Origin of the sequence: Proteus vulgaris (assembly GCF_011045815.1) — a bacterium.
Lineage (GTDB): Bacteria > Pseudomonadota > Gammaproteobacteria > Enterobacterales > Enterobacteriaceae > Proteus > Proteus vulgaris_B.
The window spans coordinates 55,593-80,196 of the sequence record NZ_CP047345.1 but is presented as its reverse complement, the minus strand read 5'-3'; the positions used below and the strand labels follow the sequence as shown (position 1 = coordinate 80,196).

At 51.5% G+C, this 24,604-nt stretch carries 27 protein-coding genes and 3 pseudogenes; 7 read left to right on the top strand and 23 right to left on the bottom strand.

Going from position 1 to position 24,604, the window contains the following annotated elements:
• Positions 1–187: 187 nt before the first annotated feature.
• From GTH24_RS20685 to GTH24_RS20635, 10 genes are all read right to left on the bottom strand, one after another.
• Positions 188–805: a hypothetical protein gene (locus GTH24_RS20685; protein ID WP_000464631.1), complete on the bottom strand. Its 618-nt coding sequence runs from the start codon at positions 803–805 to the stop codon at positions 188–190.
• A 93-nt stretch (positions 806–898) separates the two neighbouring features.
• Positions 899–1,117, bottom strand: coding sequence for a hypothetical protein (locus tag GTH24_RS20680; RefSeq protein ID WP_000362482.1), 219 nt, complete (start codon positions 1,115–1,117; stop codon positions 899–901).
• A gap of 205 nt (positions 1,118–1,322) precedes the next feature.
• Complete coding sequence (locus GTH24_RS20675) at positions 1,323–1,979, bottom strand: hypothetical protein (protein ID WP_000268551.1); 657 nt, start codon at positions 1,977–1,979, stop codon at positions 1,323–1,325.
• On the bottom strand, positions 1,979–3,406 hold the full coding sequence (locus GTH24_RS20670; RefSeq protein WP_000936896.1) for a DNA cytosine methyltransferase: 1,428 nt from the start codon (positions 3,404–3,406) through the stop codon (positions 1,979–1,981). The genes GTH24_RS20675 and GTH24_RS20670 overlap by 1 nt, the downstream gene beginning before the upstream one ends.
• A 3-nt stretch (positions 3,407–3,409) precedes the next feature.
• The gene (locus GTH24_RS20665; protein ID WP_000647189.1) at positions 3,410–3,910 is read right to left on the bottom strand and encodes a hypothetical protein; all 501 of its coding nucleotides are present in this window, start codon (positions 3,908–3,910) and stop codon (positions 3,410–3,412) included.
• A gap of 8 nt (positions 3,911–3,918) precedes the next feature.
• Positions 3,919–4,230 (bottom strand): hypothetical protein, encoded by a 312-nt coding sequence (locus GTH24_RS20660; RefSeq protein ID WP_002210541.1) that lies wholly within the window; start codon positions 4,228–4,230, stop codon positions 3,919–3,921.
• A 5-nt stretch (positions 4,231–4,235) separates the two neighbouring features.
• Entirely contained in the window at positions 4,236–4,742 is a 507-nt protein-coding gene (locus tag GTH24_RS20655; protein WP_000566600.1) for a hypothetical protein, read from the bottom strand.
• The gene (locus GTH24_RS20650; RefSeq protein WP_000344151.1) at positions 4,735–5,409 is read right to left on the bottom strand and encodes a thymidylate kinase; all 675 of its coding nucleotides are present in this window, start codon (positions 5,407–5,409) and stop codon (positions 4,735–4,737) included. Before GTH24_RS20650 ends, GTH24_RS20655 begins: the two co-directional genes overlap by 8 nt.
• Positions 5,384–5,665 (bottom strand): hypothetical protein, encoded by a 282-nt coding sequence (locus GTH24_RS22035; RefSeq protein ID WP_000044824.1) that lies wholly within the window; start codon positions 5,663–5,665, stop codon positions 5,384–5,386. The genes GTH24_RS20650 and GTH24_RS22035 overlap by 26 nt, the downstream gene beginning before the upstream one ends.
• A complete protein-coding gene (locus tag GTH24_RS20635; protein WP_001125905.1) occupies positions 5,658–6,035 on the bottom strand; it encodes a hypothetical protein in 378 nt (125 codons plus the stop codon). Before GTH24_RS20635 ends, GTH24_RS22035 begins: the two co-directional genes overlap by 8 nt.
• 318 nt (positions 6,036–6,353) lie before the next feature.
• Between GTH24_RS20635 and GTH24_RS20630 the strand changes: the two genes are divergently transcribed.
• Entirely contained in the window at positions 6,354–6,497 is a 144-nt protein-coding gene (locus GTH24_RS20630) for a hypothetical protein (protein ID WP_000939033.1), read from the top strand.
• A gap of 91 nt (positions 6,498–6,588) precedes the next feature.
• Positions 6,589–7,224, top strand: coding sequence for an N-6 DNA methylase (locus GTH24_RS20625; protein ID WP_000074431.1), 636 nt, complete (start codon positions 6,589–6,591; stop codon positions 7,222–7,224).
• A gap of 52 nt (positions 7,225–7,276) precedes the next feature.
• On the opposite strand, the gene GTH24_RS20620 is transcribed toward GTH24_RS20625, so the two are convergent.
• The 4 genes from GTH24_RS20620 to GTH24_RS20600 form a co-directional block, all read right to left on the bottom strand.
• The gene (locus GTH24_RS20620; RefSeq protein ID WP_000703827.1) at positions 7,277–7,549 is read right to left on the bottom strand and encodes a helix-turn-helix domain-containing protein; all 273 of its coding nucleotides are present in this window, start codon (positions 7,547–7,549) and stop codon (positions 7,277–7,279) included.
• A gap of 48 nt (positions 7,550–7,597) precedes the next feature.
• Positions 7,598–8,779, bottom strand: a complete 1,182-nt coding sequence (locus tag GTH24_RS20615; RefSeq protein WP_001207227.1) for a ParB/RepB/Spo0J family partition protein — start codon at positions 8,777–8,779, stop codon at positions 7,598–7,600.
• A 3-nt stretch (positions 8,780–8,782) separates the two neighbouring features.
• A complete protein-coding gene (locus GTH24_RS20610; protein ID WP_001151304.1) occupies positions 8,783–9,568 on the bottom strand; it encodes a ParA family protein in 786 nt (261 codons plus the stop codon).
• A 173-nt stretch (positions 9,569–9,741) separates the two neighbouring features.
• Positions 9,742–10,053, bottom strand: coding sequence for a hypothetical protein (locus tag GTH24_RS20600; protein ID WP_000338945.1), 312 nt, complete (start codon positions 10,051–10,053; stop codon positions 9,742–9,744).
• 306 nt (positions 10,054–10,359) lie between these two features.
• Here GTH24_RS20600 and sul2 point away from each other — a divergent pair, with 306 nt between their 5' ends.
• The 3 genes from sul2 to GTH24_RS20580 are packed head-to-tail and all read left to right on the top strand — an operon-like array spanning position 10,360 to position 12,875.
• Entirely contained in the window at positions 10,360–11,175 is an 816-nt protein-coding gene (sul2, locus tag GTH24_RS20590) for a sulfonamide-resistant dihydropteroate synthase Sul2 (RefSeq protein ID WP_001043260.1), read from the top strand.
• A gap of 60 nt (positions 11,176–11,235) precedes the next feature.
• Complete coding sequence (aph(3'')-Ib, locus tag GTH24_RS20585; protein WP_001082319.1) at positions 11,236–12,039, top strand: aminoglycoside O-phosphotransferase APH(3'')-Ib; 804 nt, start codon at positions 11,236–11,238, stop codon at positions 12,037–12,039.
• Complete coding sequence (locus tag GTH24_RS20580; protein ID WP_000480968.1) at positions 12,039–12,875, top strand: aminoglycoside O-phosphotransferase APH(6)-Id; 837 nt, start codon at positions 12,039–12,041, stop codon at positions 12,873–12,875. Before aph(3'')-Ib ends, GTH24_RS20580 begins: the two co-directional genes overlap by 1 nt.
• A 106-nt stretch (positions 12,876–12,981) precedes the next feature.
• On the opposite strand, the pseudogene GTH24_RS20575 reads toward GTH24_RS20580, so the two are convergent.
• The 6 genes and pseudogenes from GTH24_RS20575 to GTH24_RS20550 all read right to left on the bottom strand — a co-directional run.
• Positions 12,982–13,386, bottom strand: a pseudogene (locus tag GTH24_RS20575) (IS91 family transposase); the annotation flags it as partial.
• Between the two features lie 111 nt (positions 13,387–13,497).
• Positions 13,498–13,803, bottom strand: a complete 306-nt coding sequence (locus GTH24_RS20570) for a LysR family transcriptional regulator (protein WP_001255015.1) — start codon at positions 13,801–13,803, stop codon at positions 13,498–13,500.
• Positions 13,804–13,830: 27 nt separating this feature from the next.
• On the bottom strand, positions 13,831–15,045 hold the full coding sequence (gene floR, locus GTH24_RS20565) for a chloramphenicol/florfenicol efflux MFS transporter FloR (protein ID WP_000214122.1): 1,215 nt from the start codon (positions 15,043–15,045) through the stop codon (positions 13,831–13,833).
• Between the two features lie 222 nt (positions 15,046–15,267).
• Complete coding sequence (locus GTH24_RS20560) at positions 15,268–16,011, bottom strand: DUF3363 domain-containing protein (protein WP_164526956.1); 744 nt, start codon at positions 16,009–16,011, stop codon at positions 15,268–15,270.
• A gap of 30 nt (positions 16,012–16,041) precedes the next feature.
• Positions 16,042–17,541 (bottom strand): transposase, encoded by a 1,500-nt coding sequence (locus tag GTH24_RS20555; RefSeq protein ID WP_164526953.1) that lies wholly within the window; start codon positions 17,539–17,541, stop codon positions 16,042–16,044.
• A gap of 267 nt (positions 17,542–17,808) precedes the next feature.
• Positions 17,809–18,045, bottom strand: a pseudogene (locus tag GTH24_RS20550) (GrpB family protein); the annotation flags it as partial.
• Positions 18,046–18,070: 25 nt separating this feature from the next.
• On the opposite strand from GTH24_RS20550, the gene GTH24_RS20545 reads away from it, so the two are divergent.
• A complete protein-coding gene (locus GTH24_RS20545) occupies positions 18,071–18,799 on the top strand; it encodes a BCCT family transporter (RefSeq protein WP_164526955.1) in 729 nt (242 codons plus the stop codon).
• 585 nt (positions 18,800–19,384) lie between these two features.
• Positions 19,385–21,007 carry an ABC-F family ATP-binding cassette domain-containing protein gene (locus GTH24_RS20540; RefSeq protein WP_094315248.1) on the top strand — a complete coding sequence of 541 codons (1,623 nt, stop codon included), beginning with the start codon at positions 19,385–19,387 and terminating at the stop codon, positions 21,005–21,007.
• 597 nt (positions 21,008–21,604) lie between these two features.
• Here the strand turns inward: GTH24_RS20540 and GTH24_RS20530 are convergent.
• The 3 genes and pseudogenes from GTH24_RS20530 to estT all read right to left on the bottom strand — a co-directional run bounded on the left by GTH24_RS20530 (position 21,605) and on the right by estT (position 24,603).
• On the bottom strand, positions 21,605–23,098 hold the full coding sequence (locus tag GTH24_RS20530; RefSeq protein ID WP_001120888.1) for an IS91-like element ISCR2 family transposase: 1,494 nt from the start codon (positions 23,096–23,098) through the stop codon (positions 21,605–21,607).
• 111 nt (positions 23,099–23,209) lie between these two features.
• Positions 23,210–23,686 (bottom strand): annotated as a pseudogene (locus GTH24_RS20525) (glutamine-hydrolyzing GMP synthase); the annotation flags it as partial.
• Between the two features lie 56 nt (positions 23,687–23,742).
• Entirely contained in the window at positions 23,743–24,603 is an 861-nt protein-coding gene (gene estT, locus GTH24_RS20520) for a macrolide hydrolase EstT (RefSeq protein ID WP_164526954.1), read from the bottom strand.
• Between the last annotated feature and the right edge of the window lies 1 nt (position 24,604).

The following is a 24,604-nucleotide window of genomic DNA, read 5'->3' as shown; positions in this document are numbered from 1 at the left end:
ACATCCCTTTTTCAATTTCTGTCTCTCTCGCCTCATGGGCCAATACAATATCCGCGATAACACGAATATTCCCTTCATAGTTGCGAATGGCCGCATCCCTCATCGTGTCTAAAGTGTCCTGACACTTCGCTCGCCTGAATTTAACGAGCCAACTTTGCCGATCTATCTTGTCCACACCAAATCCCATTTAGCGAACCATGTATCCAGCTTTTTTGGCCGCAGCATCAAGCTCGGAGGAGAAGTTAACGTCGGACTTTTCTGCCGCGTTATAGAGGGCTCCACACTTGGGCCATGAGCGTCCTACCAGTTTCATCGCCAACGCATCCGCCAGCATTTCTCGGATCTGTGTTTCAGCCTCACCAAAATCGGCCAGAGTTTCGTCTATGCCCGACTCTTCCATCAGCTCGATGAGCTGTGGTTGTTTGAGCCAGACGCCTGTTTGCATTTCCAACTGATCTCTTGCATCGGCCACCAATTGGCGTTCAAGGGTTACGCCATTCACGGTCTTAACAAATTGCTTTGGCTGACGCTTTACCTTTTTTGGCCTGGACACATCAGAGATAACCGTCACCGGCTTCCCACGCAGTTCACGCGGCAACGGTCCACTTAGCCCCAGAACTAAGCGACGAGCGTACTCATGCTCGTATGGTTTCAACCCTCGACCTTCACGGTACATTTCAGTATCCACCAGCAGATCACCGCGCAGCCTCGCATTTTTCCGCACTTGTTCGGACAAGACCGATTTACCCTTCCCGCTGGCTCCCATTACGAGCGAGTGAGATTCTACTTTGTTATCAAAAAACATAATTCCGCCCCCAAGGAGGTGTTGCTATAAAACATGGTTTGAACATCCGTATTTTCACGGCAATAACCGCCGGATAATGCAAGACTCCCAAACCTAAATAGGTCTCCAGGTGATGACATCGAAGTCATAGCTGACTTCCGAGTTGTCGTCCGCCGTTCGCCACGAACAATCATCTTCCTGAACATGGATCAAGTCGTACTCAACAATTTTGCCCGACCAACATCCTTTAAGCTGGCAATGAACAGGCACACCGACGACCGGCATCTTGTCGTTGACGCTGATCCACGGTTCTTGCTTTTGATCCAGATCCACCGGTTAGTCCTCTATGAACGATTTAATGGATCGCCCATCAAAAAACAGTTTCCCAGTTCCTGATACCGAATGTACTTCTGGAGCTGCCTTCCCTTTCAGGAGTTTCTGATAGCGCACCGCGTCTTTGAGCTCAGAGATCCTGACGCCAATGAGTGTGGCCGTCTCCTCAACTGTTAAAATACGGTCCCAAAAGCTGGTGGCGCTGTTATTGCGCCCACCGATACTCTGGGCAACGCACTCTGTTCTGGCCGCTTTTCCCTTTGCCATTGGCAATGTCCTCTTCATTCTTCTCAGCCCCCAGCTTACTCAGTATTTCAGCTTTTGTAGCGCGATGGCCGCGCATTAAAAGAGCATTCAGCAGGTATCCAGTGAACACCTCTGTACTCGGCATACGGTCAAGCAACTCAACATACTGCTCATCCGTCAAATCATGGATCTCACAATATTTTTCCACCGCCTTTTCGTAGGCTTCTGCGTAGCCATGAGTGGAAATCCTGAAAGCAATATCCCCATTGCCGTAGCCTGGCTTTGTGACGAGAAAACAAGGCGCGAAGTAGGTTCTCTTCACCCCCATCCGGCTCCGGTTCTCAATGCTGATATAAGCCCTCAGCCCCTCAGCAATGATGTTTGGCCCGGAGTTGCGTCGCCGCTTACAAGTCTTATTCTGACGCTTCACCTCTTCTGCCTCAGCTTCCCACTTTCGGTCCAAGCTGTAGGCCAGCCGGTGAGCTGTTGCGTAGGAATACTCTCTCAAGGAGAAGTATTCCTGCCGGTAATCATCCGCCACCCCAACTGTTCGTGCGACACGGAACCCGACGAAACCGGCGTCATGGGTTCCCTCGCCGTAGTAAATGACTGCCATTATCTACCTTCCTTACTTCTGATACCGTGCTGCACCACGGTATGGCGACCGCAATTCACATTCAGGTGATCCCGAACTGCGGCCATGACCGCTGAATGCAATCTGTAATCCACACTCTGCCCAAGCGTTTCTGTCGCTTGTTCTTTTGCCATCCACGAAACATCAAAGCTATCAGGTATCGACATCAACTCCTGAACCAGATCGACCGATGGCTTGTAAATGCGGCCACCGTCTTGGATGTACACTGCATCCTTTACCCCACGATCCTGAGACTTGAGGATGGTCGGGCAACTGGTGCTTTCTCTCGTCAAGAACGCAGGCATCCTGCGAGAAGTTGACTCTCTGGCCTGAATTGACTTCAACACTGTGACGTCAGCACAATCCCCGAGGTGCTTCTCGATCACCGGCCACAATCGTCCACCAGCTCTCTGCTCAGGTTTCGGTGGAACGAACCCAGGGAAGACCGACGCCACCATGTAATAGCGTTCTCGCCCCTGGTAAGCGCCGAAATCCAGACCGTTCAAGACCATCTCAGTGAGGAAGTACCCCATCCGCCGCAGTGTCGTTCCCATCATCGCCCCGGCTCCGGATGCTTTGAAGTTCGGGACGTTTTCCACCAGCACGACGGCAGGGTTCACGACCTCGATCTGTTTTAGTGCCGGGTAAACCATGTCGAGCATGGTGGAGAGATCCTCAAGAGAACGCTCTTTGTCCCTTGGACTTTTGGCGTTTGAGTGGTCATCACACCCCAACGAGTAATGGGCCAAACCAATTGGTGGGCACTCCGCCAGCAAGGCTCCAAGGCGATCCAGCTCCAGGTGATGAATGTCTTCATTCAGCAGGATACGCGGGGAGCTGTTCACCAGCGTATTGAGCGCATGTACTTCACTCAGGTTCCGCCCGGATGCTCTGTCTCTGGCTTCAACTGGACGATGCTCCAAAACAATCTCAGCCTTCCAGCCAAGCGCTTCCATAACATGAATGTCTACCCCGCCAGTCAATGCCACAAAGGCACGGAAAGGGCTGGTTTTTCTGAACCGATCCGCAATGGCAAAGGCTCTGTTTGCGACAGGAGTGAAGACTACTCGGCCTTTTCGCATTTCGACGTGGAAACGCTCTGTATAGCGAGGGAAGCACTTATCTATGAGCCCTTGTCCAGAAAACTCAATAACGGTTTCCAGCGGGTTGTTGGAGCGACTCTTTGGTTGATACCGGCGCTGATAAACCTGGTGTGTCTGTAGTTCATCGGTCGCTGGGATCACCGAAAAACCGCCCATCCCCTCCCCTGGCTCAACGGCGATGCCCATACCTGGCTTGAACCCCATAACATCCAAAAAGTTGGACGAAACCCTAACCTTGCGTTTATCGCCTACTCGATTGAACGCAAGTTGTTTGGTTACTACGGAGGGGGAGACGATCGGTAACATTGGTCAACCTCTTTTCTTCTTGTTTTGCTCGCGCTTCACCATTGCTCCAGCAGCTTTCAGAAGTCTCTGGTTCTCCGCCAGCTCCTCTTGGAGTTCCTGAGTATCCTCTTCTGTCTGAGGCTTTTTCAGCTCGGCCTCGCAATATTGGACCTCTTCCTGCAAGCTGACTTTCGCAAACTTGAGAGCGGCCAGTCGCGTCGTATAAACGCCAAAAGGCAATTCGCCACCTTCCCGGAACTGCTTCAAACACCAGCTCGGTATAGATGGCAACCAACCAAAGTCCCCATTCTTCCGTGACCTTTTCCCCCACGTAATCCCATCTAACTTTTGGGCAAGATTGACATAGCGTTGATCGCTGGTTGAGTTGCGTCGTTTCTGAATAGAGCGAACTATCCACTCTGTAACCTCGACCTTTGCTTTATCATCATCAGAGATGTAATAAAGGGCTGCGTACAACACAGCGCCTTTACGAATGACTGATGGTGGGTATGCCTGGGCTTTCATCTATCCCCCTATCGCTTTTTCTGTCCGACAAGACGGAGATGATCGGCGGCCAAGTCATACTGCTCGTTTTTGTCGCGGCGGCGGAATCTGTCAAAAAACTTCCCTCGTGGCAGGGTTTCTTCCATAGCGATCAGGCGGTTCAGCCACACTTCTTGAGGTAGCATCCCTGCTGGAGTCGGCCCGAGCTTACGTCCTTCCTTGACGTGCTCCATTGTTTGCGTGGCAGTAAAAATCGCACCACCAAACTTTCTCCACTTGAATTGCAGGGGCATATCTGGAGACTCATCCAGCATCAATTTCTTATTGGTTTGTTCTGTCACGACAATTACTCCACCATCCATTCTTCACTAAGCAGGAACGCCCAGCGCTCTTCTGCTTTTTCTGGGTTGTCTTTGGCCTGTTTGATCATGATCTCGGCGGCGTTAAAGCCTACCTCTCCACTGAACCGGCCCCATGAATGGCTATGCCACTCGCGCATCACACTTCGGCCAAGCGATGCAAGTTCTGGACTTACACCCTCATGGAGGGCATAGAGCTCCCAAGCATCCCACCCGTATCGTAATAGGTTGTGCCCTGGGGCGTTAAAGGCCTGAGCAGCCTTGAACCGCTCTCCAGGCTCCTTCCCTCTAACATCCACACCCTGGAGCACCAACCCCATTACCACTTCAATGACCGGCTCGCGTTGCTTCTTTGCCAGCTCGATGGCAGCCACCAGCATTGCTTTGGCGTCAGCAAATTTCCCATGCCCTTGGCACATACCGCAGGTTTCTTTGGAAGGGGAAAAGTCATAAACACCGGAACCAGCACAGAGGCGGCATGTCATGTCAATCATGGGCTCTTCTCTCCTCATACTCTTCGATGCGCTCTTTCAGACGCTGAACCACTGGTGCGAGCTCAGGGATAGCTTCCGCTTCCTCAAGCGTGTATCGCTTGTCTTCCTGGTAATCGACTATTTGAGGAGGCCTTGGCTGTTTAGGGAACTCAGCAAAGTCATTCAGCGACATCGAGGTAGGAAGTCCTCCTTCAATCTCACCTTTTTCGTTGAGTGACTGGGTGACGATAAGCTGTGTTCCGCCCACCTCGGTATCAAAGCGGTCATCAAAGCGCTCACCGATAGTCCAGCCGCCACGGCCAAGAACACAGGTCGTACTCATACGTAGGCGATTGAATGCTTTAGCGTCATCCCAGTTCAAAGGATTTTCATCCATGAGGAAAAAAGGCGCTTCGTCCCGAACGAACACCTTGGACTTGGCGTTATCGAAGATCGGCCCAAACACCCCCTGCTGGAGGTATGGTTCGACCTTCTCTGCAAGATCCTGGTGCCCTTGAGAACGCAGCGCCTCATAGAGCTGGGTGATTGTTTGTTTGCCGGTGCCCGGAAGGCAGGACAATACTGTCTGCTTTTCCTCGTCACTCAGGCTTACCATTCTGGACAAAAAGCTGACTACCAGCTCGTTGTGCCCATCGACCGTTTCAATGTTGAGCTTGTTCTCGTCCATCTTCTTCCTCAGTAATCGGTTCGATAAATTCAATGGAGTCCATGCTTACATGACTGATAATGGCTTTCAGGCCGCAGCAGTCGCATGGTTCAAAGGTCAGTTCTGATCCCTTGGGAGACTGATGCGTGACCGTTGCCACAGCCCCTAGAGGGATCACCCCCCAGCCGTTTTTTAGTACCCGAGTAGTTCTGACCAGCCGACCTTTGTACTCTCGTTTCAGTTTCGGATGCGGCACTACCGCATATCGCTTACTCATTTCGGTCCCCTTGTACCAAAGGCTCGACAACCAGCTCTTGAGCTTCGTCCCAGTCGGACACCTTTGCATCACCAAACGCAAAGGCAATTCGCATAGCCACTGTCGGCCTGCCTATTTTCATCAAGTAAGCCGCAGCACCGGCACACATCGACTCTTGTCCCGAAGGTGCATAGTTACCCTCTTCATCCCATTCACCACCTGACTTTGAATGCACGGTCTTGTGGCAATGAAACGTCGTCATGTCGTTTTCAACGATGTCGTTGATGATGCCTTCTAATCGCCCAGGGACCAGCTCGATAGCGCCCTCCTTCCGGAATGGACAGTTGGCGCAAGGTTTCTTCAAACGGAGATGATTTGCTTGCTTTGGCATACATATCACTTTTACAGTATCATTTTATGATTCTATGATATAGCCATATTCCGTGTAGTCAATATCTCACTAACAATTACTTTCTATCGGACGCTTACGCGCCCATTTTGGGCAGATAGACAAGTTATTTGGGCGTTTGGAGTGTGCGAGGTGGACAGCGGGGAGACTTTCACATGTGAAAGTTTTGTTTCTTGGTATCGTTTTATTGTCCCTTGATATTATTTTATGATGCTGTAATAATCATAAATAAGGGCCGCATCGCTCTTCGACCTTCGTTGCAGCCCTTACAACACAATCAAGCAATTAAGGAGCTTTGTTATGCTGCAAGGCAATACTAACACGAATAAGCGCATCCCGCTCGCGGCGTTCATGAAATGGCCGCTGGCGAAACGTCAGGACTTCATCGACCGGGAAATGTCCGGTTGCCCCGACTTTATCAAGACGTCTTTGCTTCGGCATTAAGGCGATCAGGCAGGAAAGCAAAGAACCTCGCTTCGGCGGGGTTCTTCGTTTCTACCTCTTGAATGTTTCGTCAGAACAAACTGGAGCGCTTATGTCACCAGAAACACAGCAACTTACATCCAAGGCTTTATCTCTCATCGAGCAGTCCCGATACAGAATGGGCACATCTCGGTTTGTTGAGGCCTTTATTGACCAGTGGGCATACTTGCAGACTGGCCTATACCCAGCCAAGGAGGAGATCCCGGAAGAACTTCAGCCGGTCGCCTTCGAGCTCTCTCACGTCCTGTCTGCCGCCATTAAGCGCGACCCCACCAGCGATGTTTTGGGTTACGTCCTAAGCATGTCTGGCTTCCACAAGAAGGGCACCAATTACTTCCCCACTCCTCCAGAGATTGGCCGCTTGATGTCACTCATTGTTGGCTCACAGTCTTCGGCAGACTTTTATGAGCCCTGCTGTGGTTCTGGCATCAACGCCATTCACTGGATGGAAAACCTGATCGAGAACCACGGTCCCGAAGCATTGAGAGAAGCCTCAATCTACCTGGAAGACATCGATCCGTTGATGGTGAAGTGCTGCATGATCCAGCTATTCCATTATTTCGAGTCCCGCAATACCACTCCCAAAACGCTGAGTATCGTCGGCATAGACACCCTTAGCAGACGAACCAAGAACATCGCCTACTACGCCGAAAAACCTCCAGCAACCGCCGCTACCGTGGCAGCATAAAAAAACCCGCCGATTGGCGGGTTTTGCATTCAATGCGCTGCTCTATGGCACCTTACAGTTTTCCGTACCGGTTCAAGAACGAAGACCTGTCTAAGATCCCCCAGTCTGTCAGCATGTAGTAGCCGGTGGCACCTCGTTCGCCGGTAGACTCCCTGACGAACAAGATATTCATTCCGAACTCATCACGCAGGGCAGACAACTGTCTCTTGATCGTTGATTCAGGAATATTTGTTGCCTTGTGAAGGTCTTGGAGACTTGGCTTCTCCGTTTTAGACAGGGCATTCACCAAAGCAAATTTTCTTTTCATGTCCTGTGAGATCTTCATATTCACCTGTTCTTGACAGGCCCAACCTCTCTGGCTGGGCCTCCTTTATTAGCCTTCGACACTCAGGAGTTCAATGTCTGACACAGGCACATGAACATGCTTTTCCTTGCCTTCGCCATCGAGCGTTTTAACCCAGACAGTAGACGGAACCAGAGCAACACGGTCGGTCATGATGACTCCACGTTTGGTCTCGCCATCCAGGTTAACGTTGACAGCAAAAATCAAACTGTCAGCCCGGACGTTCTTCCATTCCTTGTCCTTCGGCAGAGGAGGAAGAGCATCACCGCCTTCTTCATCTTTGTCCTTGCCGCTGTTATCTGGCTGCTTGACAGGATCTTTGTGCTCACCCTCTTCATCACGCAAAGGGTCTTCGTCATCATCGTCCTGACCATTGGAATTTTTACCCCCTTCCAGTTCCTCCTGGGCAAGGTTCAGGTCGTCATTCCCGGTTTGTTCCGACGTACCATCCCCACCCGAGTTGAGGGATTGCTCGTCGGTGTTGCCAGCGCCAAGCTCATCATTCTGGTGGGAGCCAGTCAGTGGGCCTTTTTCCATTTCGTCTTTGATACGTTTGGCATCATTCAGCAGCTCACGGCTTTGTTTACGAGTAATCCCGTCAGACATAGCCACCGCGCAGACGGCGCGACATCTTTCTTCATTCAGATCGAACAAGAGACGAAGGTTATTCAAGGTCTCTGTATCAGAACATACTTCATTATCGTATAACTCACGCACACAGTCAGGTAGCTTGAGCAACGACAGATGCGTAGATACGAAAGTGATATTCTTACCGAGCCGATCAGCAATATCCTTTTGCTTCCAACCTTCTTCAATAAACAGGTTTAACGCCTCGGCAATCTCTACCGGAGTCAAGTCATCCCGCTGGATGTTTTCGATCAGCTCACCAGCAGTCTCGTCCAAGTTGTTCTGGACCTTATCATTCACCACCAAGTCAATGGTCTCGATACCAGCGTGTTTACACGCTCTCCAACGCCGCTCCCCTTTTTGGATGACGAACTTGCCTTCTTCGTTCTTCGGGAACACGATGATCGGAGACTGCTGCCCTTCGGTCAGCAAGGTTGCCGCCAGCTCTTCAATGTTACGGAAGCGCTTACGAACCTGGACCTTGGATACAACGTCGTCAACAGGTACGGTAAGAACCTCTTTGCCTTTCTTGCCTTTGGCGGCTTTAGCAAGTTCGGACAGGCCTTTTAAATTGTTCAATGCCATCGCTTAGCCCACCTTCTCTAATAGTTCTTCCAACACCGCCTCAACTTCTTTGGCCGCGACATGTCCATAGCGAAGCTCCCAGACAGGGATGCCATCAGTCGTCGCCGTATCGAGCGGAGGCCGGTGCATAATTTTGTTCTCAAACAACAGATCCGGAACTGTGTTCTCCAGCGACTTGAGGGCTTTGTCGTGATTGACAGAGCGGTCCATGTCGTTGATCACGATGCCCAGGATCTCCAAATCTTGGTTGTACGCCTCGCGCACACCAATAATCGTGTTCAGGAGACCTTCTACGCCGTCCACAGCGAAGCCAGAGAGCTTTACTGGACATGCCACATGGGTAGACATCACCAACGCTGCCACCAGCTTTCTGCCGAGGCTAGGCGGACAATCAATCAGCACGTAGTCGTAGTTCTCAAACAGCTCAGCCAAATGGCGAGCCGGATTCATGGCCTGGTCAAGAGGCACAGCCTCCATCTCAAACAGATCCGGGTCGTTTTTCGGCGTATGAATGAGGTCTGCACCGCAAGGGCAGTGCATGACCTCAATGCCGTCCAGCTCGTAAGCGAACAGCTCTGCGGTTTTGGTTCCTGTGAGGATGGGCTCGTAGTCACCATCCTCAAGCTCTCGTCTGGGGGCCAGTCGAGAGGACGTGTTCCCCTGACCATCCATATCCAAGACCAGCACTTTCTTTTTCTTCTGTAACGCCAGATAAAAGGCCTGCTGGATACAGAGGGTACTCTTACCCACTCCGCCTTTCTGGTTGGCGAAGCTGATTACTTTTGCCATACCCACCTCTATTTTGGTTTCTCGCAGGTGATCAAGACCACCCCCAAACTTTCACATGTGAAAGATTGTAGCGATCATAAAATGATACTGCAATATCTAATTATGGTTCTGTTAAAACAAACTTTAAACAAAAAAACGGCCATGAAGGCCGCTTATTGACAAGGTTTGTGCTGTCAGCGCAATTGATTTGCTGCTCCAAGCCCATTCGCCAATAACTGCATCGCATCGTTGAACAGCGCGGAGCCCCGTTCCGGTGTGAGCAATTCCGGCATATCTTCTCGCGGCCAAGTACCGGCTACTTGAATGAGCAAACTGGCAGCCCAGTGGATCTGCTTTTCTTCACTTTCATCGGCCAGAGTGCATACGACGGGGAAACCGTACTTACGCCCCCAGCGACTCACCTCTTTGAACGATACCAGCTCAGGCTTTTGCAAATCCCGGCTGTAGGCCTCAGCTATCATGTGGTTCAGTTCTTTAGCGTCCATTTATCCCACTCTATTGTAAACAAGGCATTTTTATCTTTTATATTCAATGGCTTATTTTCCTGCTAATTGGTAATACCATGAAAAATACCATGCTCAGAAAAGGCTTAACAATATTTTGAAAAATTGCCTACTGAGCGCTGCCGCACAGCTCCATAGGCCGCTTTCCTGGCTTTGCTTCCAGATGTATGCTATTCTGCTCCTGCAGCTAATGGATCACCGCAAACAGGTTACTCGCCTGGGGATTCCCTTTCGACCCGAGCATCCGTATGAGACTCATGCTCGATTATTATTATTATAGAAGCCCCCATGAATAAATCGCTCATCATTTTCGGCATCGTCAACATAACCTCGGACAGTTTCTCCGATGGAGGCCGGTATCTGGCGCCAGACGCAGCCATTGCGCAGGCGCGTAAGCTGATGGCCGAGGGGGCAGATGTGATCGACCTCGGTCCGGCATCCAGCAATCCCGACGCCGCGCCTGTTTCGTCCGACACAGAAATCGCGCGTATCGCGCCGGTGCTGGACGCGCTCAAGGCAGATGGCATTCCCGTCTCGCTCGACAGTTATCAACCCGCGACGCAAGCCTATGCCTTGTCGCGTGGTGTGGCCTATCTCAATGATATTCGCGGTTTTCCAGACGCTGCGTTCTATCCGCAATTGGCGAAATCATCTGCCAAACTCGTCGTTATGCATTCGGTGCAAGACGGGCAGGCAGATCGGCGCGAGGCACCCGCTGGCGACATCATGGATCACATTGCGGCGTTCTTTGACGCGCGCATCGCGGCGCTGACGGGTGCCGGTATCAAACGCAACCGCCTTGTCCTTGATCCCGGCATGGGGTTTTTTCTGGGGGCTGCTCCCGAAACCTCGCTCTCGGTGCTGGCGCGGTTCGATGAATTGCGGCTGCGCTTCGATTTGCCGGTGCTTCTGTCTGTTTCGCGCAAATCCTTTCTGCGCGCGCTCACAGGCCGTGGTCCGGGGGATGTCGGGGCCGCGACACTCGCTGCAGAGCTTGCCGCCGCCGCAGGTGGAGCTGACTTCATCCGCACACACGAGCCGCGCCCCTTGCGCGACGGGCTGGCGGTATTGGCGGCGCTGAAAGAAACCGCAAGAATTCGTTAACTGCACATTCGGGATATTTCTCTATATTCGCGCTTCATCAGAAAACTGAAGGAACCTCCATTGAATCGAACTAATATTTTTTTTGGTGAATCGCATTCTGACTGGTTGCCTGTCAGAGGCGGAGAATCTGGTGATTTTGTTTTTCGACGTGGTGACGGGCATGCCTTCGCGAAAATCGCACCTGCTTCCCGCCGCGGTGAGCTCGCTGGAGAGCGTGACCGCCTCATTTGGCTCAAAGGTCGAGGTGTGGCTTGCCCCGAGGTCATCAACTGGCAGGAGGAACAGGAGGGTGCATGCTTGGTGATAACGGCAATTCCGGGAGTACCGGCGGCTGATCTGTCTGGAGCGGATTTGCTCAAAGCGTGGCCGTCAATGGGGCAGCAACTTGGCGCTGTTCACAGCCTATCGGTTGATCAATGTCCGTTTGAGCGCAGGCTGTCGCGAATGTTCGGACGCGCCGTTGATGTGGTGTCCCGCAATGCCGTCAATCCCGACTTCTTACCGGACGAGGACAAGAGTACGCCGCAGCTCGATCTTTTGGCTCGTGTCGAACGAGAGCTACCGGTGCGGCTCGACCAAGAGCGCACCGATATGGTTGTTTGCCATGGTGATCCCTGCATGCCGAACTTCATGGTGGACCCTAAAACTCTTCAATGCACGGGTCTGATCGACCTTGGGCGGCTCGGAACAGCAGATCGCTATGCCGATTTGGCACTCATGATTGCTAACGCCGAAGAGAACTGGGCAGCGCCAGATGAAGCAGAGCGCGCCTTCGCTGTCCTATTCAATGTATTGGGGATCGAAGCCCCCGACCGCGAACGCCTTGCCTTCTATCTGCGATTGGACCCTCTGACTTGGGGTTGATGTTCATGCCGCCTGTTTTTCCTGCTCATTGGCACGTTTCGCAACCTGTTCTCATTGCGGACACCTTTTCCAGCCTCGTTTGGAAAGTTTCATTGCCAGACGGGACTCCTGCAATCGTCAAGGGATTGAAACCTATAGAAGACATTGCTGATGAACTGCGCGGGGCCGACTATCTGGTATGGCGCAATGGGAGGGGAGCAGTCCGGTTGCTCGGTCGTGAGAACAATCTGATGTTGCTCGAATATGCCGGGGAGCGAATGCTCTCTCACATCGTTGCCGAGCACGGCGACTACCAGGCGACCGAAATTGCAGCGGAACTAATGGCGAAGCTGTATGCCGCATCTGAGGAACCCCTGCCTTCTGCCCTTCTCCCGATCCGGGATCGCTTTGCAGCTTTGTTTCAGCGGGCGCGCGATGATCAAAACGCAGGTTGTCAAACTGACTACGTCCACGCGGCGATTATAGCCGATCAAATGATGAGCAATGCCTCGGAACTGCGTGGGCTACATGGCGATCTGCATCATGAAAACATCATGTTCTCCAGTCGCGGCTGGCTGGTGATAGATCCCGTCGGTCTGGTCGGTGAAGTGGGCTTTGGCGCCGCCAATATGTTCTACGATCCGGCTGACAGAGACGACCTTTGTCTCGATCCTAGACGCATTGCACAGATGGCGGACGCATTCTCTCGTGCGCTGGACGTCGATCCGCGTCGCCTGCTCGACCAGGCGTACGCTTATGGGTGCCTTTCCGCAGCTTGGAACGCGGATGGAGAAGAGGAGCAACGCGATCTAGCTATCGCGGCCGCGATCAAGCAGGTGCGACAGACGTCATACTAGATATCAAGCGACTTCTCCTATCCCCTGGGAACACATCAATCTCACCGGAGAATATCGCTGGCCAAAGCCTTAGCGTAGGATTCCGCCCCTTCCCGCAAACGACCCCAAACAGGAAACGCAGCTGAAACGGGAAGCTCAACACCCACTGACGCATGGGTTGTTCAGGCAGTACTTCATCAACCAGCAAGGCGGCACTTTCGGCCATCCGCCGCGCCCCACAGCTCGGGCAGAAACCGCGACGCTTACAGCTGAAAGCGACCAGGTGCTCGGCGTGGCAAGACTCGCAGCGAACCCGTAGAAAGCCATGCTCCAGCCGCCCGCATTGGAGAAATTCTTCAAATTCCCGTTGCACATAGCCCGGCAATTCCTTTCCCTGCTCTGCCATAAGCGCAGCGAATGCCGGGTAATACTCGTCAACGATCTGATAGAGAAGGGTTTGCTCGGGTCGGTGGCTCTGGTAACGACCAGTATCCCGATCCCGGCTGGCCGTCCTGGCCGCCACATGAGGCATGTTCCGCGTCCTTGCAATACTGTGTTTACATACAGTCTATCGCTTAGCGGAAAGTTCTTTTACCCTCAGCCGAAATGCCTGCCGTTGCTAGACATTGCCAGCCAGTGCCCGTCACTCCGCGGTCTTCACTGCGTGATCGAGTTGATCGACACCCGCCGTGACACGCTCCATGAAGTGCCTGCCTGCGTCTGTTAGCCGAACGCCCCGCGCATGGCGCTCAAATAGCAGGACACCAAGGTTATCCTCCAGCGCTTTCACACGCGCGCTGACGCTCGACTGGCTGATACCAAGTGCCTTGGCCGCATGCCGAAAATTCAGATGCTCGGCGACGGCGATGAACTGAACAAGGGAAATGAGCGGTATCCTGCCAGACAGGATACCGACATTCACGAGGTTTCGATGGTTAGTGCGCCGCATCGGAGCGGGCCTGCTACCAGTCGTCGGTTAGACGACTGGCGACTTCTCGGTGGCAGCCCCACGGAGCCGAAGGAGCACCAGCCCCAACGAAACCAGTACCGCCATCGCCGTGGCGTAACAGATCACGGGCCACGCTGTGTCACCGTTTAAAAGTGCCACCGCCAATGTCCCGACAATGCTGACTATCAGGCTTTGAACGCAGAAGTAGAACGCGACCGCTGATCCCGCGATGTCGTCGAACTCTGCCAAAGCGCCGTTCGCGGTAACGGACACCGTGAAGACAATACCGACCGCGACAACCCACATCGGTAGGATGAAGGTGAGGAATGACGGCGAGCCGTAAAGTTCGCCGATCCCCAACAGGACCGCTCCGCAAACAAGCAACGCCATCCCACGCGCCACGCATCCTGCGATGCCCCATCTGGCGACAAAGGACTTCGCGAAACGGGTTGTCACGATCATTACAAGCGCGACAGTGGCGAAGGCAAAGCTGAATCCGATCTCGGAATATTCCGCTTGGCCTATGAGCACACGGGGAGCCGTCGAGAAGAAGACGAAGTAGGTGCCCATACCGGCGCTAAAGCCGACAGTGTAAACCCAAAAAGCCGGACTCGCGAAGATCGGCAAGACAGATCGGCGCGTCTTGACTTGATCCAGAGGGCGGGTTTCGTGCCACCTGAAACCCGCATTTAGGAGTGCGAGCATCGCCAGTATAGCCAAAGTAATGAATATCGCCTGCCATCCCAAGAACTCGCCGATCAATACTCCGGCGATAGGGCCGAGCGCAGGCACGAACGCCAGCATCGAACTGAAAAGGCCGTAGATGACGACACCCTCAGGACGGTTGGCATAAACGTCGCGAACCGTCGCGAACGTCGCCACCAGCATGGCCGACGCGCCCACTGCTTGAAGTAGACGGAAAGCGACAAAGGCCGGTGCAGTTGAAGACCAAGCTGCTCCCAGAGACGCAATGACGAAAGCCGTTGCGCCCGCAAGTAGAATTGGCCGTCGCCCGATTCTGTCTGAGAGCGGACCAAAAATCACCTGGCCCACGCCGAGCATCACCATATAGAGGCTCAACGTGAGTTGGATCATAGCGGGCGTCGTGTTCAGGATGCCGGGCATCGCTGGAACGACAGGGAGATAAATATCCATCGCCAGTGAAGCGAGGATGTCGAAAGGAGCCATCAGCAGCAGTGCTGCCGGCAGCGTATAGGCCCACGCGGGGCGTGTGGTGGTCATGACGAATCAACCCTCGATTAAGATTAAGGAATACCGGGCGACGTCTGCTCGTCAGCAATCAGATGAGACTAGCCTTACAGAGCGCCGCAACAACAATACTGGTTGTTGCGGCTTACTTGTCTGCTGACTTGGAATTTCCCATCTGATTACTCCACGCTTACGAATATGAATTGCTACATTTTATCAGATTATCTTTTGCTTCGCAATGCGGCATGGGCGCACTCAGCGTTCCAGCCCCCTCTGCCGCCCTAACTGCCACGACACCGACCCGCCCTGCACGATGCCCATAACCTCGCGGCCGAGTTGGCGGTCGATGATCGGCCGCCACGGGACAAGGGTGAACTCATGGGATTTCTCGACCACGGCGAACTTGCCGCTCGATAGATGCACGGTTCCGGTAAACTTGCCGCTGACGCTCTCGCCGTCCGTGGCGGCGCGGAACGGCAGGCCCTTACTCAAAGCCATATCCGATCCGACGCCGGCTACCTCGCGCTCCCGCAGGATGGCGAGAAGGTTGCGCCGGTCCAGCCAGGTCGCGCCGTCCGATCCGATCTGTTTGTTCAGATCGACCGGGGAAAGGACGCGAACGCTGGCCTGACTGTCTCGGCCGGCGTCATGGGCGGCGGCACGGCTGACCAGATCATCGGGGATGCGCCATTGGTCGGCGTCGATCCGCTCGACGATACCGGCCCGGCGTAGCGCCTCCAGCCGGCGCACATGGGCATCGACATAGCCCTCATAGTCGCCGCCTGGAACGCGGCACGTATAGGAAGAATAAACGCCCTTTTCACCCAAGTCCAACAGCTTTGGACCGCAGTTGACTCTTTCGACACCCCTGCGATGCAACCCAATCCGGCTGACGGGGAGCCAGCAACGCTGAAAATTTACCCTCCTCTTTCCCACTAGCGGCTCCTTTTCCGACAACCAGCACGGCGGATCCCTGCCGCGGCGCTGTGAACGCAGCATTTTGATTGGTATCGTTGGCCTTCAGGCTCGTCAGTCAAACAGACCCAGGAGCAGCTCAGCCGGTGGCGCCCGGCTTTCGGGTAACGCCCTGGTCCCGCTGGTTTCGGCTTTGTGCTTCAGGTGATCAAGGATCTGCTTGATCACTATAGGGTCTTCAATGCAGGCGATGACTTTCATGGCGCCGCCGCAGCCGCTGCAGGTCTCGATGTCGATATTGAAAACACGCTTGAGCCGTTGCGCCCATGTCATCGACGCTCGCCGTTGTGCTGGTGTTGCCGGTTCATCAGCCACCCTGACCTTGTTGCCCCTGCCCCGTTTTGCCGGCGTGACCAACGCCCGGTGCCGACTGTTGGGTGCGAACACCCCGTGGAAGCGGGTTAGGTTGACTCTGGGCTTCGGTACCAGGGCGGCCAGCCTTGCAATGAAATCCAATGGTTCGAAAATGACGTGCGTGGTGCCGTCCCGGTACGGCGTCTTGAGCTGGTAGCGCACGTTGCCGCCTCGTGTTAACGACAGCCGCTTCTCGGATACCGCCGGGCGGCTGATGTAGTGGCACAGCCGTTCGAGTTTGCTGCGCTCATGGGCCTTGGCCGCTACGCCGGCATGTAGCGAGAAACCGGCAACCTTACCGGGCATGTCACCAAACTGATCTTCCGGGTCGCAGGCGGGCAGTGTCTGCAGGGTGAACACCTTGCGCCCTGCCTGTGGCCCCACGGCGATGCGATACGTGATGGAATGCCCCAGCAGTGGAGTCATCGCATCTTCATCCACCGCATCCAAGGCCAGGTAACTGTTTTCAGCATCCCGCTCCAGTAGGCCTTGCCGCTCCAAATAGCGGCCGACCCGATGGGCGATGGTGTGCGCCAGTTGGGTGAGTTCGGCGCTGGTCGGCGCCCTGACCCAGAGGAACCGGGCTGTTCCATTGGGACGCTCAACGTACACGCCATCGAGGAACAGCATGTGAAAGTGAATGTTGAGGTTCAGTGCACTGCCGAAGCGCTGGATCAGGGTGACGGCACCGGTCTTGGCCGCTTGGTGGGTATAGCCCGCTTTCTTGACCAGATGCGTGGCGATGACGCGGTAAACGATGCCCAACACCCGGCCCATGACCTCCGGCCGGCTGGCGAACAGAAAGCGCAATTGAAAGGGAAAGCTGAGTACCCATTGGCGCATGGGCTGTACGGGCAGAACCTCATCGACCAGTAGCGCGGCGCTTTCGGCCATACGCCGTGCGCCACAACTAGGACAGAAGCCCCGACGTTTGCAGCTGAACGCAACCAGGTGCTCAGCGTGACACGACTCACAACGCACCCGCAGAAAGCCGTGTTCGAGACGGCCGCATTTGAGGTAGGCGTCAAACTCGCGTTGCACATAACCGGGCAGTTCCCTGCCCTGCGCCGCCAAATGGGCAGCGAACGTCGGGTAGTATTCTTCGACGATCCGATAGAGCAGGGTTTGCTCGGGCCGGTGACGCTGGTAACGACCAGTGTTCTCGTCCCGGCTGGCCATCCTGGCCGCCACTTGGGGCATGATCCGCATCCTTGCGATACTGTGTTTTTATACAGTTTATCGCTCAGCTGCGAGATATTGAAGTCTCAGCTGTGATGCCAGCCAGTGCCAGACATTGCCTGTGAGTGCCAGTCACTCCCACTCGATTGTAAATGAGTGCATATTTCTATTTATTTTCAAACAGTTACAAAGAAGCATATTCACAATACCATCAAAAATACCATGCTCAGAAATTTCTTGTAAAAAAATTTATTTTGAGCGGATAAATGCGCCATTTTACGGCGTATGCAAGTGGCGATAATATTCAGGACAATCCTTACCAAATACATGCAAATTCACCATAGGATGGTGCAATTTCAGCATACGATGCTGATACCACGATGGTTCACGAATCGTCAGCTCATAACCCAATGCTTCCAAAGCTAGAAGATAAGATGCTTCATCTTCAGGATTTTCTACAATCAAATCAATATCAATGATTGGTTTAGCGGCTAAGCCTTCAACTGCTGTTGATCCAACATGATCATAAGCGGACTCAGGTGCGCTTGTGATGGATATGCTCTCAAGTAAGAAAGATGTAGAAGTCACGCCATTGTGGCAGCGCATATTCTGGGGTTCAATTACAGGTGTGATTGCGATCGTTTTACTCTTAAATGGGGGCCTTGGCACCTTACAAGCAGTATCAACAACAACAGCATTCCCATTTAGTATTGTGATATTGATCTCTATTTATGGATTATTTAAAGCTTTGAGAATGGATATCGGGAAGATTGATATTCGCAGTAAAGCGAATATGTATGTTCAGCCAAGTACTCGCGATTCAGGTGGTTGGCAGAAACGTCTTCGTAACGTAACGGTCTATCAACGTCGTGATAACGTCATTAAGTTTATGAATCTTGTGGTATTGCCGGCATTTGAAGATGTCAAAGCCGAGTTTGTGAAGCAAGGTTTAGCTGTGACCATTGATACGGAGAAAGATGATGATATTCGTATCGTGATTGATCATGGTGATAATGCGAACTTTATCTATCGCGTTAAAGCGAAGCATTATCTCAAGCCAAGCTTTACACTATTAGATGAAGAATCCGCGCAGGAAGATCAGAAATATTTCCGTGCAGAAGTTTATCTTGATGATGGTAGTAAAGGTTATGACATCATGGGTTATACCAAAGAGAACATCATGAATGACATTGTTGACCAATATACAAGTCACCATTACTTCATTCAAAACTATGAGATGCGCTCTGACTATGATGTCGGTTCTAATCCGAATGATTAATCAGCCGTCAATCTCTGAACATTTTCTGAGTGTTCTCTGAGAATAGCGTTTAAAGTGGGTATATATCTATACCCACTTTTTTTATTGTCTCAATGTTTTAATATTCAGATTTATTGTCAAAGCGGTTTAAAAAATCTGACAACATAATATCTGCTGAATCATGGCTGGGTCGAATGCTTGCATTCTTTTCACGATCACGCGCCAGCAGTACAAGTCTTCATAACTCTTCATAAGCCCAAATGACTGTAATGACTGTAGTAAGAGTCTTGGTCCATTTTAAGATTGAAGCAGTTATGTGGTGAAATCTGTTTTAAGGACACTTAGTTGGATATTATCAAGAGTTGATTAAAAGCTGGATCGAATACTTGCACGATTTTGAAAATCTCGTGCCAGCAATATAGAGTCTTCAGGAGTTCTTCAGGAGTTTCTTAAGCTGAAATGATGACGAAATTGAATTTATAAGATGATTGTCGTACCATAGATGGCACACAACTCCGGTGTTTTGATGAGGCTTTTGCATGAATAAGTAACTTTTTTAATATATGAATATAACTATGAATAATCATCTATCTCAAGGAGTGCTTTATGGCAAATTTCTTACAGCTTCAATCCGTCTCTTTTAAACAGAATAATGGCGAGACACTTTTTTCTGATTTATCAGGTACTTTTACTGCAAAAATCACAGCGTTGATTGGGCGTAATGGTGTCGGTAAAACAGTATTGGCGCAATTATGTGCGGGTATTTTATTACCCACATCAGGCACTATTCTCAATAGTGACCATGTTTTTTATCTCTCGCAACATTATGTGATTTCAGAAGAGACTACGGTTGCTGAACTATTGGGTATTGATCATGTGATGGCGGCATTACGCAGAATTGAGCAAGGCTCAGTTCTTGAGGAAGATTTTGCAATTGTTGGAGACCAGTGGGCGATTGAAACTGAAGCGCTATCATTATTAGCAAAACTCGGTCTTCCAAATTTATTACTTGATTCCCCGGCGATGATATTAAGTGGTGGGGAGCAGATGCGTATTCGTATTGCAGTTGCATTTCTTTCGCAAAAAGAGATTTTGATTTTAGATGAGCCAAGCAATCATCTTGATCATTCTCAAAAAGAGAAGTTGTGGGATTTAATGCAGTTGTGGACGGGGACAATTATTTTGATCTCTCATGATCGCTTTTTCCTTAACCAATTAACTAATATTGTGGAATTAACGCCGAGTGGGCTTGAATGGTTTACCGGTAGTTATGAAGAATATCGCATCTATAAAGCAGAAGCTGCCGAGAGAGCCGTTGAAATTTTAAATTCTGTTAAATCCCAAGAGAAGCAACGTCAAGCTGTGATTCAGCAGCAAATTGAGAGACAGCAAAAACGCACGAGTGCTGCTAATAAAGCTCGCGGCAATCAGAATCAGGCCAAAATTTTGATGGATGCTCAGAAAAATAGAAGTGATCTAACGAGTGGTAAAACGCAACAAAAACTCGATCGGATTCAAAAAGAGGGGCAATCTCGCATTGATTCTGCAAGGGCAAATCTGGATACTGCCACAAGCATTCATCTGCATCAGATTCCGGCATTAACTAATCAACCTGATATTGCGGTTAAGCTTGAGAATATTCAGCTTCCCTTTATGCCCTCAGATTTGGAAGCCTTGAATCAAGTGATTCGCTCGGGCGAGCGAATTGCCATTGTCGGTGATAATGGAATCGGTAAAACATTATTATTAAAGGTGATCGCCGGTAGTTTATCCCCCGAAAGTGGTCAGGCGACTCATTATGTAAAAACAGCCTATTTAGATCAACATTTAACGATCTTAAATCCGCAACAATCCGTTCTTGAGCAAATATCACAAGGAAGAACAAAAGATGAGATTTCACAGTTGCGTATGCAATTGGCGCAATTGGGATTAACAGCATCTCATATTGAAAGAGAGAGCCAATATTTAAGTGGGGGAGAGAAGTTAAAAGCGGCATTAGCGATGATATTGTATGATCAGACGCCGTCAGGGCTATTACTGCTTGATGAGCCTAGTAACCATTTGGATCTTGAATCACTCTCTGCACTAGAAGCAATGCTGAATCACTATCAAGGCACATTAATCATCATTTCACATGATGCGACTTTTCTATCTAATATCGGCATAGAGTCACAGTTACATAGGGCAGAAAATGGCTGGATAAAGTATCCTTTTCAACCCAAATTTTAATCAGCGTTGAATAACATCACTCACGTATATATTATTCAATCGCAGGGATATTGATGCGCTTTATATGCTTGCGATTGAAATAATAGTTCGGCTATTGTGAGCCTTGAATAACAAGGACAATACGATGAGTGTTATTCATCATCACTTTCGTCATTATTTTGGGCAATAGCGCCTCGTTCCCAAAAGTTTTCAATGCTGTTGATGATATTTCTTTGGATGTTATCAGAATAGGAAGCGACTGCGTAATCTTCATAAAGTTTTGTGACGTATAGGAAGAATAAACGCCCTTTTCACCCAAGTCCAACAGCTTTGGACCGCAGTTGACTCTTTCGACACCCCTGCGATGCAACCCAATCCGGCTGACGTATAGGAAGAATAAACGCCCTTTTCACCCAAGTCCAACAGCTTTGGACCGCAGTTGACTCTTTCGACACCCCTGCGATGCAACCCAATCCGGCTGACGGGGAGCCAGCAACGCTGAAAATTTACCCTCCTCTTTCCCACTAGCGGCTCCTTTTCCGACAACCAGCACGGCGGATCCCTGCCGCGGCGCTGTGAACGCAGCATTTTGATTGGTATCGTTGGCCTTCAGGCTCGTCAGTCAAACAGACCCAGGAGCAGCTCAGCCGGTGGCGCCCGGCTTTCGGGTAACGCCCTGGTCCCGCTGGTTTCGGCTTTGTGCTTCAGGTGATCAAGGATCTGCTTGATCACTATAGGGTCTTCAATGCAGGCGATGACTTTCATGGCGCCGCCGCAGCCGCTGCAGGTCTCGATGTCGATATTGAAAACACGCTTGAGCCGTTGCGCCCATGTCATCGACGCTCGCCGTTGTGCTGGTGTTGCCGGTTCATCAGCCACCCTGACCTTGTTGCCCCTGCCCCGTTTTGCCGGCGTGACCAACGCCCGGTGCCGACTGTTGGGTGCGAACACCCCGTGGAAGCGGGTTAGGTTGACTCTGGGCTTCGGTACCAGGGCGGCCAGCCTTGCAATGAAATCCAATGGTTCGAAAATGACGTGCGTGGTGCCGTCCCGGTACGGCGTCTTGAGCTGGTAGCGCACGTTGCCGCCTCGTGTTAACGACAGCCGCTTCTCGGATACCGCCGGGCGGCTGATGTACCGGCACAGCCGTTCGAGCTTCTTGCGTTCATCGGCCCTGGCCGCCACGCCGGCGTGCAGGCTGGACCCGGCTACCTTGCCAATCCCGTCACCGAACGGATCACCACTGGTCGGCAGAGTTTGCAAAGTGAACACCTTTCGCCCCGCCTGTGAACCGACAGCGATACGGTAAGTGATCGAGTGCCCCAGCAGGGGTGTCATCGGGTCGTCATCCACCGCATCCGAGGCCAGATAGCTGTTTTCGACATCCCGTTCCAGCAGGCCTTGCCGTTCCAGATAGCGACCCACCCGGTGGGCGATGGTGTGCGTCAGCTGGGTGAGCTCTGGGCTGGTCGGCGCCTTGACCCAGCGGAAACGCGCTGAGCCGTGGGATTGCTCGACATACACACCGTCGAGAAACAGCATGTGGAAGTGAACATTCAGATTGAGCGCCGATCCAAAACGCTGGATCAGGGTGACCGCGCCCGTCTTGGCCACTTGGTGGGTATGGCCCGCTTTCTTGACCAGGTGCGTGGCAATGACGCGGTAAACGATGCCCAGCACCCACCCCATGATCTCGGGCCGGCTGGCAAACAGGAAACGCAGCTGAAACGGGAAGCTCAACACCCACTGACGCATGGGTTGTTCAGGCAGTACTTCATCAACCAGCAAGGCGGCACTTTCGGCCATCCGCCGCGCCCCACAGCTCGGGCAGAAACCGCGACGCTTACAGCTGAAAGCGACCAGGTGCTCGGCGTGGCAAGACTCGCAGCGAACCCGTAGAAAGCCATGCTCCAGCCGCCCGCATTGGAGAAATTCTTCAAATTCCCGTTGCACATAGCCCGGCAATTCCTTTCCCTGCTCTGCCATAAGCGCAGCGAATGCCGGGTAATACTCGTCAACGATCTGATAGAGAAGGGTTTGCTCGGGTCGGTGGCTCTGGTAACGACCAGTATCCCGATCCCGGCTGGCCGTCCTGGCCGCCACATGAGGCATGTTCCGCGTCCTTGCAATACTGTGTTTACATACAGTCTATCGCTTAGCGGAAAGTTCTTTTACCCTCAGCCGAAATGCCTGCCGTTGCTAGACATTGCCAGCCAGTGCCCGTCACTCCCACTCAATAGTTGCCGGCGGCTTTGAGGAAACATCGTAGGTTACCCGCGAAATACCGGGAATCTCATTAATGATGCGGCTAGAAACCGTTTCTAAAAACTCATACGGCAAGTGTGCCCAGCGCGCTGTCATAAAATCGATAGTTTCTACTGCGCGCAATGCCACCACATACTCATAGCGGCGGGCATCGCCCACTACGCCAACCGACTTCACTGGCAAGAATACAGCGAAGGCTTGGCTGGTTTTGTGATACAGGTCAGCGGCATACAGCTCTTCGATAAAGATGGCATCAGCCAAGCGCAACCTGTCGGCATATTCTTTTTTTACTTCGCCAAGAATACGCACACCCAAGCCAGGGCCAGGGAAGGGATGACGGTAAACCATGTCGTAGGGCAGACCTAACTCCATACCGATCTTGCGCACCTCATCTTTAAACAGCTCGCGCAGCGGCTCCACCAGCTTGAGCGTCATAACACATTGATATTAGCTTCAATCTCTAAACCGTTGATTTGGAAATACATAATACCCTATTTGTTCATTCTTTTGTTATTTGTTGTATGTTGCGTTATTCCATCAATAATTTTATTCCAATCTTCGAAATGTAGTTCGTGTCCGGTTCCATCAAGCGTTATTAGTTTTGAGCCGTTTATCTTTTCAAGTAAAACTGCTGAATTCTTAAAATGCCATATTTTATCGTCCGTTCCGTGTACAATTAAGGTTGGTTGATTGATTTCGCTCAATCTGTTCCAGTATTCTTCACCACCTTGCAGTGCCGCATGATTGAACATACTTATATAGTTATTAGCTCTTTTAAATTCGGCTCTAATCAGTTTTTCACTTCTTTGTTTGTCAAATTGTTTCCTGCCGCTCATCAATTCAGCACCTTGAATTAAATAATTTGCCACACTGTCTTCATTTGTCCAATCTACGGTTTCAGCTTTTCCGTGAAAATCTAAAATACGCGTATCCATTTCAGGAATTGTGGGGTCTGAGTCGCCCCAAGGACCTGTTGAGATTAGTGTTATTGAACTTACCCTGTCGGCATATTTTATTGATGCTATTTGAGAAATCAGTCCGCCCAGTGAAATTCCCACAAAATTGGCTTTGACTATTTTATAGCCGTCCAAAATTGAAATAGCATCATGGGTTAAGTCAACAATATCATAGGGGGTTGAACCCGGTTCGTAATTAGTAGATTTTCCTACGTCCCTATTGTCGTAGCGAATAACAAAAAATCCCTTTTCAGATAGTTTCTGGCAAAATTCAGCATCCCAATACAACATGGATACCGTTGCTCCCGCAATCAAGAGTATTGCCGGATCTTTTTCACATCCAAAACTTTCGGTAAAAAGTCTTATTCCGTTTTTTTCAACTATTTTCTCTTTCATT

Excerpts from the sequence above, each read along its gene's own strand:
- GTH24_RS20600 (WP_000338945.1), bottom strand. The coding sequence starts at position 10,053 with ATGGACGCTAAAGAACTGAACCACATGATAGCTGAGGCCTACAGCCGG.
- GTH24_RS20630 (WP_000939033.1), top strand. The coding sequence starts at position 6,354 with ATGCTGCAAGGCAATACTAACACGAATAAGCGCATCCCGCTCGCGGCG.
- GTH24_RS22035 (WP_000044824.1), bottom strand. The coding sequence starts at position 5,665 with ATGAGTAAGCGATATGCGGTAGTGCCGCATCCGAAACTGAAACGAGAG.
- GTH24_RS20625 (WP_000074431.1), top strand. The coding sequence starts at position 6,589 with ATGTCACCAGAAACACAGCAACTTACATCCAAGGCTTTATCTCTCATC.
- GTH24_RS20635 (WP_001125905.1), bottom strand. The coding sequence starts at position 6,035 with ATGCCAAAGCAAGCAAATCATCTCCGTTTGAAGAAACCTTGCGCCAAC.
- GTH24_RS20555 (WP_164526953.1), bottom strand. The coding sequence starts at position 17,541 with ATGCCCCAAGTGGCGGCCAGGATGGCCAGCCGGGACGAGAACACTGGT.
- GTH24_RS20675 (WP_000268551.1), bottom strand. The coding sequence starts at position 1,979 with ATGGCAGTCATTTACTACGGCGAGGGAACCCATGACGCCGGTTTCGTC.
- sul2 (WP_001043260.1), top strand. The coding sequence starts at position 10,360 with ATGAATAAATCGCTCATCATTTTCGGCATCGTCAACATAACCTCGGAC.
- GTH24_RS20665 (WP_000647189.1), bottom strand. The coding sequence starts at position 3,910 with ATGAAAGCCCAGGCATACCCACCATCAGTCATTCGTAAAGGCGCTGTG.
- estT (WP_164526954.1), bottom strand. The coding sequence starts at position 24,603 with ATGAAAGAGAAAATAGTTGAAAAAAACGGAATAAGACTTTTTACCGAA.
- GTH24_RS20530 (WP_001120888.1), bottom strand. The coding sequence starts at position 23,098 with ATGCCTCATGTGGCGGCCAGGACGGCCAGCCGGGATCGGGATACTGGT.
- GTH24_RS20685 (WP_000464631.1), bottom strand. The coding sequence starts at position 805 with ATGTTTTTTGATAACAAAGTAGAATCTCACTCGCTCGTAATGGGAGCC.
- GTH24_RS20615 (WP_001207227.1), bottom strand. The coding sequence starts at position 8,779 with ATGGCATTGAACAATTTAAAAGGCCTGTCCGAACTTGCTAAAGCCGCC.
- GTH24_RS20545 (WP_164526955.1), top strand. The coding sequence starts at position 18,071 with ATGGATATGCTCTCAAGTAAGAAAGATGTAGAAGTCACGCCATTGTGG.
- floR (WP_000214122.1), bottom strand. The coding sequence starts at position 15,045 with ATGACCACCACACGCCCCGCGTGGGCCTATACGCTGCCGGCAGCACTG.
- GTH24_RS20560 (WP_164526956.1), bottom strand. The coding sequence starts at position 16,011 with ATGCTGCGTTCACAGCGCCGCGGCAGGGATCCGCCGTGCTGGTTGTCG.
- GTH24_RS20610 (WP_001151304.1), bottom strand. The coding sequence starts at position 9,568 with ATGGCAAAAGTAATCAGCTTCGCCAACCAGAAAGGCGGAGTGGGTAAG.
- GTH24_RS20655 (WP_000566600.1), bottom strand. The coding sequence starts at position 4,742 with ATGATTGACATGACATGCCGCCTCTGTGCTGGTTCCGGTGTTTATGAC.
- GTH24_RS20650 (WP_000344151.1), bottom strand. The coding sequence starts at position 5,409 with ATGGACGAGAACAAGCTCAACATTGAAACGGTCGATGGGCACAACGAG.
- GTH24_RS20540 (WP_094315248.1), top strand. The coding sequence starts at position 19,385 with ATGGCAAATTTCTTACAGCTTCAATCCGTCTCTTTTAAACAGAATAAT.
- GTH24_RS20620 (WP_000703827.1), bottom strand. The coding sequence starts at position 7,549 with ATGAAGATCTCACAGGACATGAAAAGAAAATTTGCTTTGGTGAATGCC.
- GTH24_RS20570 (WP_001255015.1), bottom strand. The coding sequence starts at position 13,803 with ATGCGGCGCACTAACCATCGAAACCTCGTGAATGTCGGTATCCTGTCT.
- GTH24_RS20670 (WP_000936896.1), bottom strand. The coding sequence starts at position 3,406 with ATGTTACCGATCGTCTCCCCCTCCGTAGTAACCAAACAACTTGCGTTC.
- GTH24_RS20580 (WP_000480968.1), top strand. The coding sequence starts at position 12,039 with ATGTTCATGCCGCCTGTTTTTCCTGCTCATTGGCACGTTTCGCAACCT.